17 protein-coding genes are annotated in these 13,674 nt (G+C 62.2%); 10 read left to right on the top strand and 7 right to left on the bottom strand.

What is annotated here, in order from left to right:
• Nucleotides 1–23: 23 nt before the first annotated feature.
• A complete protein-coding gene (locus PH547_RS12585) occupies nucleotides 24–1,034 on the top strand; it encodes an HlyD family secretion protein (protein ID WP_104824624.1) in 1,011 nt (336 codons plus the stop codon).
• Nucleotides 1,031–2,131, top strand: coding sequence for an FUSC family protein (locus PH547_RS12590; protein WP_285168357.1), 1,101 nt, complete (start codon nucleotides 1,031–1,033; stop codon nucleotides 2,129–2,131). Before PH547_RS12585 ends, PH547_RS12590 begins: the two co-directional genes overlap by 4 nt.
• Nucleotides 2,132–2,158: 27 nt before the next feature.
• Here PH547_RS12590 and PH547_RS12595 read toward each other — a convergent pair whose 3' ends face one another.
• The 6 genes from PH547_RS12595 to hemC all read right to left on the bottom strand — a co-directional run bounded on the left by PH547_RS12595 (nucleotide 2,159) and on the right by hemC (nucleotide 8,017).
• Entirely contained in the window at nucleotides 2,159–2,890 is a 732-nt protein-coding gene (locus PH547_RS12595) for a glutamine amidotransferase (RefSeq protein ID WP_104825246.1), read from the bottom strand.
• Nucleotides 2,883–3,368, bottom strand: a complete 486-nt coding sequence (locus tag PH547_RS12600; RefSeq protein WP_104824622.1) for a tellurite resistance TerB family protein — start codon at nucleotides 3,366–3,368, stop codon at nucleotides 2,883–2,885. The genes PH547_RS12595 and PH547_RS12600 overlap by 8 nt, the downstream gene beginning before the upstream one ends.
• Before the next feature lie 12 nt (nucleotides 3,369–3,380).
• Nucleotides 3,381–4,985: a heme biosynthesis protein HemY gene (locus tag PH547_RS12605; protein WP_260303187.1), complete on the bottom strand. Its 1,605-nt coding sequence runs from the start codon at nucleotides 4,983–4,985 to the stop codon at nucleotides 3,381–3,383.
• A gap of 13 nt (nucleotides 4,986–4,998) precedes the next feature.
• Entirely contained in the window at nucleotides 4,999–6,270 is a 1,272-nt protein-coding gene (locus PH547_RS12610) for a COG4223 family protein (RefSeq protein ID WP_104824620.1), read from the bottom strand.
• Between the two features lie 79 nt (nucleotides 6,271–6,349).
• A complete protein-coding gene (locus PH547_RS12615; protein ID WP_104824619.1) occupies nucleotides 6,350–7,081 on the bottom strand; it encodes a uroporphyrinogen-III synthase in 732 nt (243 codons plus the stop codon).
• 6 nt (nucleotides 7,082–7,087) lie between these two features.
• Nucleotides 7,088–8,017: a hydroxymethylbilane synthase gene (gene hemC, locus PH547_RS12620; protein ID WP_285168359.1), complete on the bottom strand. Its 930-nt coding sequence runs from the start codon at nucleotides 8,015–8,017 to the stop codon at nucleotides 7,088–7,090.
• An 84-nt stretch (nucleotides 8,018–8,101) separates the two neighbouring features.
• Here hemC and tsaD point away from each other — a divergent pair, with 84 nt between their 5' ends.
• The 7 genes from tsaD (at nucleotide 8,102) to PH547_RS12655 (ending at nucleotide 12,437) form a co-directional block, all read left to right on the top strand.
• Nucleotides 8,102–9,199, top strand: coding sequence for a tRNA (adenosine(37)-N6)-threonylcarbamoyltransferase complex transferase subunit TsaD (gene tsaD, locus PH547_RS12625; RefSeq protein ID WP_285168360.1), 1,098 nt, complete (start codon nucleotides 8,102–8,104; stop codon nucleotides 9,197–9,199).
• Nucleotides 9,196–10,185, top strand: coding sequence for an NAD(P)H-dependent glycerol-3-phosphate dehydrogenase (locus tag PH547_RS12630; RefSeq protein WP_285168361.1), 990 nt, complete (start codon nucleotides 9,196–9,198; stop codon nucleotides 10,183–10,185). The genes tsaD and PH547_RS12630 overlap by 4 nt, the downstream gene beginning before the upstream one ends.
• Nucleotides 10,186–10,245: 60 nt before the next feature.
• Nucleotides 10,246–10,545, top strand: a complete 300-nt coding sequence (locus PH547_RS12635) for a hypothetical protein (protein ID WP_104824615.1) — start codon at nucleotides 10,246–10,248, stop codon at nucleotides 10,543–10,545.
• The gene (locus tag PH547_RS12640; protein ID WP_285168362.1) at nucleotides 10,542–10,976 is read left to right on the top strand and encodes a PIN domain-containing protein; all 435 of its coding nucleotides are present in this window, start codon (nucleotides 10,542–10,544) and stop codon (nucleotides 10,974–10,976) included. Before PH547_RS12635 ends, PH547_RS12640 begins: the two co-directional genes overlap by 4 nt.
• Before the next feature lie 67 nt (nucleotides 10,977–11,043).
• Entirely contained in the window at nucleotides 11,044–11,337 is a 294-nt protein-coding gene (locus tag PH547_RS12645; RefSeq protein WP_283047798.1) for a YciI-like protein, read from the top strand.
• Between the two features lie 2 nt (nucleotides 11,338–11,339).
• Nucleotides 11,340–11,771: an EVE domain-containing protein gene (locus PH547_RS12650; RefSeq protein ID WP_104824612.1), complete on the top strand. Its 432-nt coding sequence runs from the start codon at nucleotides 11,340–11,342 to the stop codon at nucleotides 11,769–11,771.
• A 15-nt stretch (nucleotides 11,772–11,786) separates the two neighbouring features.
• Nucleotides 11,787–12,437, top strand: coding sequence for a class I SAM-dependent methyltransferase (locus PH547_RS12655; protein ID WP_285168363.1), 651 nt, complete (start codon nucleotides 11,787–11,789; stop codon nucleotides 12,435–12,437).
• 6 nt (nucleotides 12,438–12,443) lie between these two features.
• Here the strand turns inward: PH547_RS12655 and PH547_RS12660 are convergent, their stop codons facing one another.
• Nucleotides 12,444–12,947, bottom strand: a complete 504-nt coding sequence (locus PH547_RS12660) for a hypothetical protein (protein ID WP_285168364.1) — start codon at nucleotides 12,945–12,947, stop codon at nucleotides 12,444–12,446.
• 312 nt (nucleotides 12,948–13,259) lie between these two features.
• On the opposite strand from PH547_RS12660, the gene sdhC reads away from it, so the two are divergent.
• On the top strand, nucleotides 13,260–13,658 hold the full coding sequence (sdhC, locus tag PH547_RS12665; RefSeq protein ID WP_104824610.1) for a succinate dehydrogenase, cytochrome b556 subunit: 399 nt from the start codon (nucleotides 13,260–13,262) through the stop codon (nucleotides 13,656–13,658).
• Nucleotides 13,659–13,674 lie beyond the last annotated feature (16 nt).

The raw sequence follows: 13,674 nt of genomic DNA on the forward strand, positions 1-13,674 counted from the left end.
AACTCCGCGCGCATGTTGTCGCCATGAGCAACACGACGAGCAACGAACCGATCGAGCCAGACCCATCTGCGCCGCCGGATGTGCCAACCGAGCGCCGGCGTGCGTTTCGGCTTGTCGTGGGCATAGCCAGTCTGCTGGCGCTTTTGGCGGTTTGGCAGGTTTTGACATCGTTCGTTGCCTATACCGACGATGCCTATGTCACCACGAATTTCGTGACGGTTGCGCCGCAGGTGACGGGCGTCATCGTGAGCGTCGATATCGCCAACGACCGGGAGGTACGGCGCGGCGATCTTTTGGCTGTCATCGACAAGCTGCCGTTCCAACTCGTCGTCGATCAACGCAAGGCAGCGGTTCAGGAAGCGGCTGCGAACCACAAGCTTGCCGACGATGAGCGGAAGGCGGCTCAGGATCGGCTGACGGCGGCGACGACTGCATTACAACAGGCCGGCATTGATCAGAAGCAGGTGGCCTTGACTGCCGCCGACGGGGTTTCCGCTCAACAGCGGGCGGCCACGGAACAGGCGGCGGCGCGCGAGGCGGTCGACAAGGCATCCCGGTCTGTCGCCAGCCAGGATGCCGTTGCCGCGCAGGCGCAGGCCGCGCTGGCCTTGGCGGAATGGCAGCTCAGCCAGACCGAGATCCGCGCGCCCGTCGATGGCACGGTCAACAATCTCTCCCTGAGTGTGGGCGATACGGCCTCGGCCGGAAAGGCGCTGGTCGGGATTGTCGATGCGGCGGGCTGGCGCATCGTCGCGAACTACAAGGAGAACTACATCAGGAAGCTTGAGCCCGGCAAAGCAGCATGGGTGTGGCTCGACACGCACCCGTGGCGCCTCTATCGCGCTCGCATCGAGGGTGTCTCGCGCGGCATCAGCAGAGGTCCCGATGAGGATGGGATATTGCCTTATGTCGCTCCCACCACCGATTGGATCAGGCTGAGGCGCCGCTTCCCGGTAACATTCAAGCTGGTCGATCCTCCATCCGACCTGACCCTTTATATGGGATCGGATGCCAGCACGCTGATCTTCCCATGAGGCGGGCTCTTGCAGAGCTCGTCCATGCGATCCGCGGCGAGCTGGCGGAGCTGAGCCTTTCCGGTCCACGCTTGCTGCAAGCCAATATCGCCGCGCTGGCGGTCGGGCTCGCGCTCGTTTTCGCTCTGCTCCTGAGGCTCAACAATCCCTGGTGGGCCGCCATCAGCGCCTTCATATGCGTGCAGGCGAGCCATCCGCAATCGTGGCAGAGGGGCGGGCTGAGGATCGTGGGAACGCTGGTCGGCGCGGTGTTGAGCTTCGCCCTTGTGCCTTGGGCCGTCTATGACCCCGTGGCGACGGTGCTGCTTCTTTTCGCCACCGGCACGCTTGCCATCCTTGGTGCGTTGCTGAGCCCCCATGGCTATGCCTGGCTCCTTGGCGGGATCACGGCGATGATAGTCACGCTCGGCTCGTTGGACGATCCGACGCTGGCGCTTTCCATTGCCTTCTATCGTGCCGTCGAGATCGTGCTCGGCACCGCCACGGCCTTGCTGGTGACATGGCTGCTGGCACCTGCGGAAGGCGAGGTCGTGGCGCCACCGCCCGGCTGGCATAGTCTGCTGGGTGGAAACTGGCATGTATTGTCACATGCCATGCGGACAGGCATGGCGGTTGCCGCCGTGCCGCTGGTCTGGCGGCAGTTGGAATTGCCCAACCTCAGCCAGATGGCGATTTCGATCGGTGCGGTCATGGCTGTCCCCACGCTCACCGGGGTCTCGGAGAAGGACCAGTCGGCGATTGCTCAGCGCATGTTGCAACGGGTGGCCGGATGCATCCTGGGCGGCTGTTTTGGCACGATGGTGCTATTCTTGCCGATCAGCCAGTCCTTCGTGCCCTGGCTTCTGCTGCTGATGGCAGGCACCTGGCTCGCCATGCAGATTCAGAACGGGCCGTACGGCATCGCCGGCGTCGGTTCGCAGGCGGCCATCGCTTTGATCCTGACGCTCGTGCAGGATACCGGCCCCGCGGACAGTCTGCTGCCGGCCATGAATCGCATCGCCGGCATGATGGGAGCCATGGGACTGTTGGTGCTTATCAACCTGTTGCTCGGTCCGCCGATAGGCGCCCAATCCGTGAGGGAAGAAAAGCAGGGGTGACGCTTGGGGGATATGATCGTGAGCCGATCAAGCCGCCATCGCCTGCTTGCCCTCGAAAATGAGATCGAGGAAATCGGACAGCCAGGCTCTGAGCGGGGGGTCAAAGATCATGCGACCCTCCAGATGCTCGCGACCCTGTTGGGCGTTCGGCATGCAAAAGCGATGCTCGCCATGCACGACCCAGCGCTGCATCATGGCGCGGGTGAGTTCCGCGTGGAATTGCAGGCCCCAGGCATTGGCGCCATAGCGATAGGCCTGGTTAGGGTAGGTCTCGCCGGTCGCCAGAAGATCGGCGCCATGCGGCAAGTCGAAACCTTCACGGTGAAAGTGATAGACCATTTGCGGCCAGTGGCGCATCAAAAGCCGGCCCTTTTCCGTCGGCTGCAGCGGATACCAGCCGATTTCGGTCTTGCCGTCGTCGCGGGCCTTCACCTTGGCGCCGAGGTGGCGGGCGAGCATCTGTGCGCCGAGGCAGATGCCGAGATAGGGGCGATTTTCCTTCAGCGGCACGTCGAGCCAGTTGATCTCAGTCTTGACGAAATCGTCGGGATCATTGGCGCTCATCGGCCCGCCGAAGACCACTGCGCCGGCATGCCCCTCCAGTGTTGGCGGCAATCGGTCACCGAGTACCGGCCGGCGGATGTCGAGATCGTAACCCTTGTCCAAGAGCATCTGGCCGACACGGCCGGAGCTGGAGCGTTCCTGGTGCAGGATGATCAATACAGGGCGATGTCCACCGCCCTGCGGCGCCTCAATCATCATCCGCACTTTCCCTTCTGTGACCCGGGGCGCGGGCGGCTGCCTCTTGGCGTTTGACAACGCGGTCACGGTCGGAGATGCCCATGAGGTCGGCAATGCGCCAGATCGCATGATCCTCCATCTCGCTGCGTTCGCCATCGGCATAGACGATGTCCCAGAGGATGCCGAGAAGCTCGAGGCGCTGTTCGCTGTTGAGATGGCGCTTCAGATCGGAGGTGAAGCGATAATAATCGACCGCCTCGCTCTCGGCCTCCTGGCCGGCGGCGATCAGAGCGTCGAGCTGACGGCCATCGAGACCGTATTGGCTCTTCAGCAGCTTGCGAAGCCGCTTCTTCTCGCTTTCCTCGATCTTGCCGTCCGCTTCCATCACCTGGAAACAGAGCGCCGCAACCGCGATACGCGGATCGTCGGGAGCAAAGCCGGATTTAGGGTGTTCCTTGGTCAGATTCTGAAAGAATTCCTGAAAGCGTTCGAACATTCGATTCCATTCTTAGAAGAGCTTCAGCCGTGTCTTGGGTTCCGGTTCAAGCTTGAGATCTTTTACGCCCGGATCGTCCGGCGCGCCGCCGAAGAAGGGCTTTGGTTCCGGCTCCTTCGCCGGCTCGGTTTTGGCGGCGGGTACGGGCGCCGGCTTTTTGGCGATCGGCTCCAATTCTATAACAGAGGTGCCGGCAGCCGGCGAAGCAACTGTTGGTGAAGCGGGTTTTGTCGCAGCAGTTGCGGGCGGAGCGGTCTCGCGCACCGGCGGCAGCGACCTCAGCGCGGCATCGACCGAGACGGTCGTGCCCTCTTCCACCGGCCCTTCGAGTTGGCCGAAGGGTGCCTTCCATTCGAAGGCGTCGAGGCGGCCGGTGATCGGCGACAGCGGCAGCCATTTGTCGGAGACGAAACCATCGGCGAGCCAGGCCGGATCGCGCGGCGCGCGCAATGCCTGCGCCATCCAATGGCGGATGCGCCCCTGGTCTCCGGTCTCGGCCTCTTCTATATCGGCCAGCAGCAGGAAGGCGCCTTCGCGGGCATCGATGCGAGCCGCGGCTTCCGCCTTGGAGCGGGCTTTGGCGAAGTCGCGGGCGTCGAGTGCCGCCTTTGCCGTGATCAGCAGCGCTTCGACATTGTTCGGGCGCGTCGCTTCCAGCCGTTCGGCACGCTTCAGGCGATCGGAGACGGAATCGCCGCTGCGGGCGCGGACATAGGCCCTGCCGATCTCCGGATGCGGCTCCACCTTCCAGACCTGTTCGAGAATGGAAGCGGCCTTGCGCACCTTGTCTTCGCGAAACAACGCCTTGGCGGCTGTCAGCGCGGCCGGCACGAAATCGGGGGACAGCTTCAATGCAGCCAGCGCATCGTCCCGGGCGCCGGACGGATCGCCTTCGAGCTTTTCATTGGCGCGCGCGGTCAGCAATACGGCGCGCTGGCGGTTGGCGGTATCCTTATCGATGACGCGGGCGATCTTCTGCTGGTCGAGAAGCTTGATGGCGTCGTCCCAATGGCCGGCCTGGCTGCGGTATTCCAGCGTCGCCTGCGCTGCCCATGGCAGATAGGGCGCCTGGTCGGCAGCCTTTTCGGCATAGTGCCGCGCCGCCTCGTGCGCGCCAAGCCGTTTGGCTTCGAGATAAAGGCCGCGCAGACCCAGTTCGCGGGTTTCCGGGTCGTTGGCCATCAGCTCGAATTTTTGGCGGGCCTCGTCATGCTTGCCTTCGATTAGCGCGGCCTGTGCTTCCAGCAGGTTGATCAGCGGCTCCTGGTCGGCGCGGATCAGACCGCGGGTGCGCGCCGCCATCTTGCGGGCAAGCAGCGCGTTGCCGGCACCGGCGGCGATCAGCCCCGTGGACAAGGCCTGATAGCCGCGGTCGCGCTTGCGGGCGCGAAAATAGCGGGTGACGGAATGCGGCGAGGTCCAGATGAGGCGGATAAACCACCAGACCACCATGACGACGGCGATCAGCGCAATCAGGATGCCGGCAGCGACGATGAGCTTGGTCTGATAGAGTTCGCCACCCCAGACCAGGGAAAGATCGCCAGGGCGATCCGCAAGCCAGGAAAAGCCATAGCCAAGCAGCAGGACGAGAACGGCGAAAATAAGCAGTCTGATCATTCTCTTCCCCGCCTCAGCTTTGTTTTCCGGTGTCGGCGATCGCCTTCGACAGCGCGTCGCTGACTAGGTCTTCGACCCGGATGCGAGCTTCCAATGATTGCTTGAAGGCGGCGGAGGCCGATTTGGCGGCGTCCGGCAGGCTGTTCCATTCGGTGATCGCTCCGGGCAGATCGCCGTTCTTCACCTTGTCCTCGAAGCGGGCGGTAATGGCCTCGACGCTATCGCCGGTGACGTTGCCGACCGGGCGCACCTGCACCAGGGATTTGGCGCTGCTCAGCAGCCGGTCGCTCCAGCTCTGGTTCGGATCGTCCTGCTGCGTCGAACTGACGATCGCCGTCGCAACATCGGAGACACGGCGAATGAGATCGGCGCGCGAGGGAATGCCCGTCTGGGCGAACGCCTTCAGATCGGCAACCGCAGGGTCATCAGGTGCGACATTGGCGTAGGTATCGAGTTCAGGCTGAAAGGGACCGCCGCGATCGATCGCCGCCTTCAGGGCCGCAGCCGCAATGGCGCGGGCGACAGCGCTTTCCTGGCTCGGCGCGTTCAGCTTCTTTTCAGCGTCATCAAGGCGTTTGCTGACATCGGCGTCGGATGAGGCCTGACTTTGCGTCGCCTGAGCAAGGCTCGCCTTCAATTGATCCACTTCGGCGCTGAGCGCTGCGATCTTCTGGTCCGCATCGCCGCTGCTTGTACCGGATGATCCGCTTGCGCCCGTGTTATTGGCGGCCGCTGTCTCAAGGGCTGCGACGCGGGCTGCAAGGGTGGTGTCCGATGTTGCGGCGGAGTTGGCAGCGAGATTGGACACGGTCTGCTTCAGCCCGTCGATTTCGTCTGTGAGCGCGGCAATATCGGCGGAATGGTCTTTTGCCGGCCGGCCGCCGGGCAGGAGGCCGGCATATTGGATGGCGCCGACGCAGATGAGGGAGATCAGCCCGCCGACGATGCCCGCGGCGATCAGGCCAGACGTTGCCCCTTGCTGCCGCTGGGGCGCAGAAGGTTGCTCGGCATCGGAGCGGGGAGGTTCCGGTTCCCCCGCGGTTGCGGCTTTAGGATCTTCTGCCGCAGGCTCCGCGACCGGTTCGTCGGCCTCTTCCGCCACCGGTTCCTTTTCCATTTCCGGCGGTATTTCCACCTCATTGGCGGACGAACTGCCGGGGTCGCTGTGATTGCGCTCCGTCATCTCCTCGGAAACCGCGGTTCGAGCGGTTTCCTCAGCTTCCAGATCGATCGTGATCGGCTCGTCGTTGGGCTTCGAATGGTTTGGCGGATTTCCCGATACCATGAGGTCCTCTTTTCATGCGCTGCAGCGAAAGTAGACAGACAGATCGATTATGGAAAGAGGTTAGATCAAAATTGCGACCTCACTTCGCTGCCAGAAGCGCCAGAAGGCTGTCTTCGTCCGGCACGGCGGCGATTTCCACAAGTGATTGCAGCGCCGCCGGCACCACCTCGGCAACTGCTCCGCTGAGACAGAGCATTCGCGTTTGAGCGAGGGTGTCAGAGTGCACGCGCAGAAAAGGCAGGGCGAAAAAGCGGCGGGCGGTCTCGCGGGAATAGAAGAGGATCGCATCCGCGGGAGTATCGACAAGGACGCGGGCCAGCGTGCCGATGTCGGGCATGACGTCCTCCATGCGGTAGCATTCGACCGTTCGGAACGCGATCCCGAGCTGCGCCAACCGCGCTTCGAAGCCGGCTGCGCGCGGGGAGCCTGCCAGATAGAGCAGTGGCAAATCTCCGAATTCGGCGCTTTGCTGGCTGATCAGCTCCGCTAGCTGGGCTCCGTTGCCGCCGCCCACGCCCACGGCACTCTTGAAGCCGATCTCCCGGGCAGCCTGCGCGGTCGCGTTGCCGACCGCAAAAAGCGGCCGATGGATAATCGACCGCAATGACGGCTTCACATGTTCCAAGACACGTATGATTTCGGTGCTGGTGACGGCGATGGCACCGCTTGTTTCCTCAAGCCCCTTTAGAGCCGCCTCGGCATCATGCACGGGCTTTGTCAGCGGCAAGAGGATCGCCTCATGCCCCATCTCCGCAAGCCGTCGGGCGGTGCGTTCACCCGAATGCTCCGGACGGGTGACGACGACACGCATCGGATATCAGGTCCAGTCTTCGAAGAAGGTGCTGCCGGCTTCAGTGCGGATCGCCTGGCCGGCATTGGTGCCGAGCGCCTCGGCGTCCCGGCGATGACCTTCGATGGTGGTGGTGTGCACTTGCTGGCCATCGGGCGTCAGGATCATGCCGAAGAACCTGATATGGTCGCCCTCGCAGACGGCATAGCCGGCGATCGGCGTGCGGCAGGAGCCGTCCAGTGCCGCCAGGAAGCCGCGTTCGCAGGAAACGGTGTCAAAGGTCGGTGCGTCGTTGATGGCGGCGAGCAGGTCGTTCGTCCTGTCGTCGCTGACGCGGCTTTCGATGCAGATCGCACCTTGCGCTGGCGCCGGCGGGAATTCATCTGGGTCGAGAATGTCAGTGATCACATTCACCTTGCCGAGCCGTTTCAGGCCGGCGAGAGCCAACAATGTCGCGTCCGCTTGGCCTTCCTCCAGCTTGCGCAGACGCGTTTCGACGGCGCCGCGAAAGGTTATGACGTTGATATCTGGGCGCAGGCGCCGGATCAGCGCCTGGCGGCGCAGCGAGGCGGAGCCGACGGTTGCGCCATGCGGCAGGTCGATCAGCTTCGGCGCGGTGCGGCCGATAAAGGAATCGCGGATATCCTCGCGCGGCAGATAGGCCGATAGCGCCAGCCCTTCCGGCAGCTTTGTCGCCATGTCCTTTGCCGAGTGTACGGCAAAGTCGAGCTCGCCTTTGGTCAGTTTCTGTTCCAGCTCTTCCGTGAACAGGCCTTTGCCGCCGATCAGCGCCAGCGAACGGTCGGTAATGCGGTCGCCCTTGGTGCTCAGAACGACGATCTCGAACATCTCCTCCGGCAAGCCATGCGCCGCCATCAGGCGGTGGCGGGCCTCGTGTGCCTGCGCCAGCGCCAGCGGGCTGCCGCGCGTGCCAATCCGGAAAGGTTTTGTTTGCATCCGCTTTGATCCGTTGTTACCGACAGTTCCCGTAACCATATTTCCGCTTCATCGCAATCGACCAACAGGCAACGAACAGCTTCCATGGCGTCCTTTCTTCGCATTCTCGGCATCGAAACAAGCTGCGACGAAACCGCCGCGGCCATTGTCGAGCGCCGGGAAGACGGCACGGCCGCGATTGCCTCCGACGTGGTTTTGAGCCAGTTGGACGAGCATAGCGCCTATGGCGGCGTCGTGCCGGAAATTGCCGCGCGGGCCCATGTCGAGGCGCTGGATACGTTGATCGACGAGGCCCTGAAGCGCGCCAATGTGTCGCTGTCCGATGTCGACGCCATCGCGGCCACATCCGGCCCCGGTCTGATCGGCGGCCTGTTGGTCGGGCTGATGACCGGCAAGGCGATTTCGAGGGCGACCGGCAAGCCGCTCTACGCCATCAATCATTTAGAGGGCCATGCATTGACGGCAAGGCTGACGGATGGTCTCACCTTTCCCTATCTCATGCTGCTCGTCTCCGGCGGCCACACGCAACTGATTTTGGTGCGCGGCGTCGGCGAATATGAGCGCTGGGGTACGACCATCGACGATGCGCTGGGCGAAGCCTTCGATAAGACGGCGAAGCTGCTCGGTCTGCCCTATCCCGGCGGCCCGGCGGTCGAAGCGGCGGCGCAGAACGGCAATGCGGACCGATTCGACTTCCCTCGGCCGCTGGTCGGCGAGACGCGGCTGGACTTTTCCTTTTCCGGCCTCAAGACTGCAGTGCGACAGGCGGCGACGGCGATCGCGCCGGTGAGCGAGCAGGATATCGCCGACATCTGCGCCTCCTTCCAGAAGGCGATTTCGCGCACCTTGAAGGACCGGATCGGGCGTGGCCTGCAGCGCTTCAAAAAGGAGTTTCCAAAGAGGGCGGACAAGCCGGCGCTGGTCGTCGCCGGCGGTGTCGCCGCCAATCTCGAGCTGCGCCGCACGCTGCAGGAGCTTTGCGATCTCAACGGTTTCCGCTTCATCGCGCCGCCACTGCACCTCTGCACCGACAATGCGGTGATGATCGCCTGGGCGGGGCTGGAGCGCATGGCGACAGGTGCGGTACCCGACGGCCTCGATGTGCAGCCGCGCTCGCGCTGGCCGCTCGATCAGAAGGCGGAAACTCTCTTGGGGCATGGCAAACGAGGAGCGAAGGCATGAGCGATAGTGAACGCATCGCAGTGGTTGGCGCCGGCGCCTTCGGCACGGCGCTCGCCGCCGTCATCGCCTTGACCGGCAAGAGCCAGGTGACGCTGGTCGGGCGCAAGGCGTCTCTGATGGCCGATCTCAGAGATGATCGTCTGCATGATACGGCTCTGCCGGGCATAGAATTGCCGGATTCGCTGCAATTTTCGGCCGAGCCGGACGCGATTTCGGACGCCGGCATCGTGCTTTTCGCCATGCCGTCGCAGGCACAGGCGGATGCGGCGCGCCATTACGGGCCTTACCTGGCGGAAGATGCCGTCGTCGTCACCTGCGCCAAGGGCATCGACAAGGTCTCCGGCGATCTCTTGACCGACATGCTGGAGCGGGAATTGCCGCATCACACCATTGCGGTTCTCTCCGGTCCGGGCTTTGCGACCGACATTGCCAAGGGCCTGCCGACGGCTATGGCGATCGCCGCCGGCGATATGGCGGTGGCCGAACGGCTGGCGCAGGCGATTTCAGGGCCGACATTCCGTCTCTATGCCTCTGACGATCGCGTCGGTGTGCAGCTTGGCGGCGCGCTGAAGAATGTCCTGGCGATTGCCTGCGGCATTGTCGAAGGGCGCGGCATCGGCGATTCTGCGCGCGCGGCACTGATCAGCCGCGGCCTTGCGGAAATGTCGCGCTTCGTCGTCGCCAAGGGCGGCAAGGCGGAAACGGTGCGCGGTCTCTCCGGCCTCGGCGACCTCGTGCTGACCGCTACCAGCCACCAATCCCGCAATCTGCGTTTCGGCATCGCGCTCGGCCGCGGCGAGGCGGCGGATCCATCGCATGGCGACCTCGTCGAAGGCGCTTATGCCGCCTCGATCGCGGCGCGTCTGGCGCTTGGGCTGGGCGTCGACATGCCGATCACCGAAGCGGTCTCGGCCATCATCGATGGCAAGCTCGACATAGCGACCGCCATTGGGCAATTGATGACCCGACCGATTACGACGGAATGACTTGAACTTGAATGCACCGCGATTACTGGATATATTACCGGTAATATCGCGGAGGCCAGAATGGGCAGTTCACAGAAGCGTGCAATTCAAAATTACCGCTCACGTATCGAGGAGCGCGGCCTGGCTCGTTTCGAAGTGCTGGGCCTTGATAGTGATCGGGCGCTCATTCGTTCTGTGGCGCGGCGTCTGGCGGAAGGAGGGACCGAAGCGGCATATATCCGTAATGTCCTGAACCAGACGCTCTCCGGCGAGCCGCCGAAAAAAGGTGGCGTTTATGCCTGGTTGCGTAGTTCGCCCCTCGTCGGCGCGGATATCGATCTTGAACGAGTTCGTGGCAAAGTGCGCGAGATCGATCTTTGACCCGTTATTTGCTCGATACCAATATTATCAGCAACACGATCAAACCAGAGCCGTCACCTGATCTTGCCAGATGGCTTCAAGCCCAAATAGACGATGATCTCTTCATCGCAGCCTCCACGATCGCCGAGATTCAACGCGGCATCCTGATCATGCCGGCGGGGCGTATGCGCGATGACCTCGAAACCTGGTTTCTCGGTGCACAAGGACCACTGGCGTATTTCGCCGGACGTATTCTTTCCTTCGATGAGAACGCGGCCTTGGTATGGGCGCAACTCATGGCGGAGGGGCGAGCAGCGGGGCGGCAGCGTGACCCGATGGATATGTTGATCGCTTCCGTCGCAATCGCGAATGAATGCATCATCGTCACGCACAATGAGGCCGATTTCTGGGGCCTCGATATTATCAATCCGCTTCGCGCAGAAACAAGATGACCTTCGGTGGATGAGACTTTATCCATCACCCCTGATGATCTGCTGATTTCCATAGGAGAATGAAACAATGCTGTTTGCCTTTGTCTGCAAGGACAAGCCCGGTCATTTGAATGTCCGCATGGACACGCGCCCTGCGCATCTCGAGCATTTGAACAAGCTCAATGCCGAGGGTACGCTGAAGATGGCGGGTCCCTTCCTCGATGCCGAAGGCAAGCCGAATGGGAGCCTGGTTGTCGTCAGTGCCGAAACGATCGAGGCGGCGAAGGCGATCGCCGATGCCGATCCCTACACCAAGGCTGGCCTGTTCGAGAGCGTCGAGATCAAGCCGTTCAACTGGGTCTTCAACAATCCGGAGGCATGAACATGGCGCACTGGCTGTATAAATCCGAGCCGTCCTCCTGGTCCTGGGAGGCACAGAAGAAGGCTGGCGAGAAGGGCACGGAATGGACCGGAGTGCGCAACTATCTCGCCCGCAACAACATGCGGGCGATGCAGATCGGCGACAAGGGCTTCTTCTATCATTCCAATGAAGGGCTGGAGATCGTCGGCATTGTCGAGGTCTGCGCGCTGTCGCATCCCGATTCGACCGCCAAGGACGATCCGCGCTGGGATTGCGTGGATATCCGCGCCGTGTGCGACATGCCGAAACCGGTGTCGCTGAAGGATATCAAAGCCAATCCGAAGCTCTCGCAGATGTCGCTCGTCACCTCGATGCGGCTTTCGGTGCAGCCCGTGACCGATGAGGAATATCTCGAAGTCTGCCGTATGGGCGAACTCGACAATCCGCCCGTCTGATAATTCGAGGACGCTTTGAAGACCGATCCGGAGAGTTTCATCCGTGCGAATACCAGTCTCATGGCGCCGCCGCATGCGCCGGAAATCCGGCTGCATCTGGCAAGCGAAGCCCATGATCTCTGGCTGAAGACGGAGGAAGAACTTGAAGAGATCGGCCTGCCGCCTCCCTTCTGGGCTTTTGCCTGGGCGGGCGGGCAGGGGCTTGCGCGCTATGTGCTCGATCATCCCGACATGGTCGCCGGAAAACGGGTACTGGATTTCGCCAGCGGCTCCGGCCTCGTCGCGATTGCGGCAAAGCTCGCGGGCGCAAGCCATGTGCTCGCCGCCGATATCGATCCCTGGGCGGAAACCGCGGTAAGGCTGAATGCTGCGGAAAACGGCGTTGCGCTCGATTTTACAGGCGACAATCTCATTGACCAAGCTACGGATGCCGACGTCATTCTCGCCGGCGATGTCTTTTATGATCGCGATTTCGCCGATCGGCTGATTCCCTGGTTCCGGCAGCTCGCGGGAGAGGATCGCCTTGTGCTGGTCGGCGATCCGGGGAGGGCCTACCTGCCCAAGGATCGTCTGGAGCTTCAGGCGACCTATCAGGTGCCGGTGACGCGGGCGCTGGAGGATAGCGAGGTCAAGAAGACCACGGTCTGGCGATTTCTAGCCGGCTAACGACCGTCAGGGGCGAATCACACAGACGCCGGCCTCGTAGGAGCAGGCATTGCCGGCACGTTTGACGTTGATGATCTTGGCTCTCGGCTTCAATGCAGCCGGTTCGCCCTGATATTGATCATAGCCGCCGCCATAGCCGACAATATAAGTCCCATCGTCGGCCTGATACATATCGGCAGTGCCGGCATAGGTGCCGATGTCAGCCGCATATTGCCGATCCATGAGGATGATTCTGGCCGGTTGCGGCTGCGTGTAGTGCTGCGGCCAGGAGATTTGTTGCAACCGAACCGGGCCGCGATGATGGAACGGCCGATATCCATGGCGATAGCCGGTCGAAAAGGCGACCGCCGTGGCATGGGCACCGACGCGTGCAGGGTGCAGCGGAAATGGCCCATGATGCCGGAACGGGCGGTACCCATCATGATAGTCGCCTGCGGAGGCCGACATGGACGACAGGGCGGCGGCTGCCGCCACAAAGAGCGTTGCTGCTTTGAAAAGATGCCGTCCCATGGGTTCGCCTCGCATTCTAATCCTTAATAAAATATGAACAACAGAGTGCCGCAAGAGCGACGCCAAGTCTACTCGGTTGGCGGGAAAATCGTGTGGAATGGCCAATCGGAGAATGTCGTTTCTGCGCACTCGCTAAAAGTGTCGGCTGATCCGAATCGATTAAATTCAAGGCAGACAGCAATTGTGCTTGTCGACGTGCCTTTCCGTGATTAATGGTCGCAATTGATGCAACGCACACAGGACTTCCCCCAGGCGTGTGTTGCCCCGGAGATATTCCGGGATAGAAGCGTATCGTAACGCCGCGAGGTTCTGATGGCGAACGTCACACAAAACCGGCCCCTGTCGCCGCATCTGCAAGTCTACAAACTTATTCCCACCATGGTCATGTCGATCGTCCACCGCATCACCGGCGGCGCGCTTTATTTCGGCACGCTGCTGGTCGCCTGGTGGCTGATCGCGGCGGCGACCGGCCAGGGCTATTTCGATCTGGTCAACTGGATCATGGGCTCGATCATCGGCCGGCTCGTCCTGCTCGGTTATACCTGGGCGCTGCTGCACCACATGCTCGGCGGTTTCCGCCATTTCGTCTGGGATCTCGGATACGGCTACGACCCCGCTGTCTCGACCAGGATGGCCAAGGCGACGCTCGTCGGCTCGCTCTGTCTTACCGCGCTGGTCTGGATCATCGGCATTATCATCCGGCTGATTTGATTGGCATGATTGTTCT

The organism is Rhizobium cerradonense (assembly GCF_030182455.1).
Lineage (GTDB): Bacteria > Pseudomonadota > Alphaproteobacteria > Rhizobiales > Rhizobiaceae > Rhizobium.

Bases quoted from the DNA above. Each gene is read 5' to 3' on its own strand.
- PH547_RS12585 (WP_104824624.1), top strand. From the start codon at position 24: ATGAGCAACACGACGAGCAACGAACCGATCGAGCCAGACCCATCTGCG.
- PH547_RS12590 (WP_285168357.1), top strand. From the start codon at position 1,031: ATGAGGCGGGCTCTTGCAGAGCTCGTCCATGCGATCCGCGGCGAGCTG.
- PH547_RS12595 (WP_104825246.1), bottom strand. From the start codon at position 2,890: ATGATTGAGGCGCCGCAGGGCGGTGGACATCGCCCTGTATTGATCATC.
- PH547_RS12600 (WP_104824622.1), bottom strand. From the start codon at position 3,368: ATGTTCGAACGCTTTCAGGAATTCTTTCAGAATCTGACCAAGGAACAC.
- PH547_RS12605 (WP_260303187.1), bottom strand. From the start codon at position 4,985: ATGATCAGACTGCTTATTTTCGCCGTTCTCGTCCTGCTGCTTGGCTAT.
- PH547_RS12610 (WP_104824620.1), bottom strand. From the start codon at position 6,270: ATGGTATCGGGAAATCCGCCAAACCATTCGAAGCCCAACGACGAGCCG.
- PH547_RS12615 (WP_104824619.1), bottom strand. From the start codon at position 7,081: ATGCGTGTCGTCGTCACCCGTCCGGAGCATTCGGGTGAACGCACCGCC.
- hemC (WP_285168359.1), bottom strand. From the start codon at position 8,017: ATGCAAACAAAACCTTTCCGGATTGGCACGCGCGGCAGCCCGCTGGCG.
- tsaD (WP_285168360.1), top strand. From the start codon at position 8,102: ATGGCGTCCTTTCTTCGCATTCTCGGCATCGAAACAAGCTGCGACGAA.
- PH547_RS12630 (WP_285168361.1), top strand. From the start codon at position 9,196: ATGAGCGATAGTGAACGCATCGCAGTGGTTGGCGCCGGCGCCTTCGGC.
- PH547_RS12635 (WP_104824615.1), top strand. From the start codon at position 10,246: ATGGGCAGTTCACAGAAGCGTGCAATTCAAAATTACCGCTCACGTATC.
- PH547_RS12645 (WP_283047798.1), top strand. From the start codon at position 11,044: ATGCTGTTTGCCTTTGTCTGCAAGGACAAGCCCGGTCATTTGAATGTC.
- PH547_RS12650 (WP_104824612.1), top strand. From the start codon at position 11,340: ATGGCGCACTGGCTGTATAAATCCGAGCCGTCCTCCTGGTCCTGGGAG.
- PH547_RS12660 (WP_285168364.1), bottom strand. From the start codon at position 12,947: ATGGGACGGCATCTTTTCAAAGCAGCAACGCTCTTTGTGGCGGCAGCC.
- sdhC (WP_104824610.1), top strand. From the start codon at position 13,260: ATGGCGAACGTCACACAAAACCGGCCCCTGTCGCCGCATCTGCAAGTC.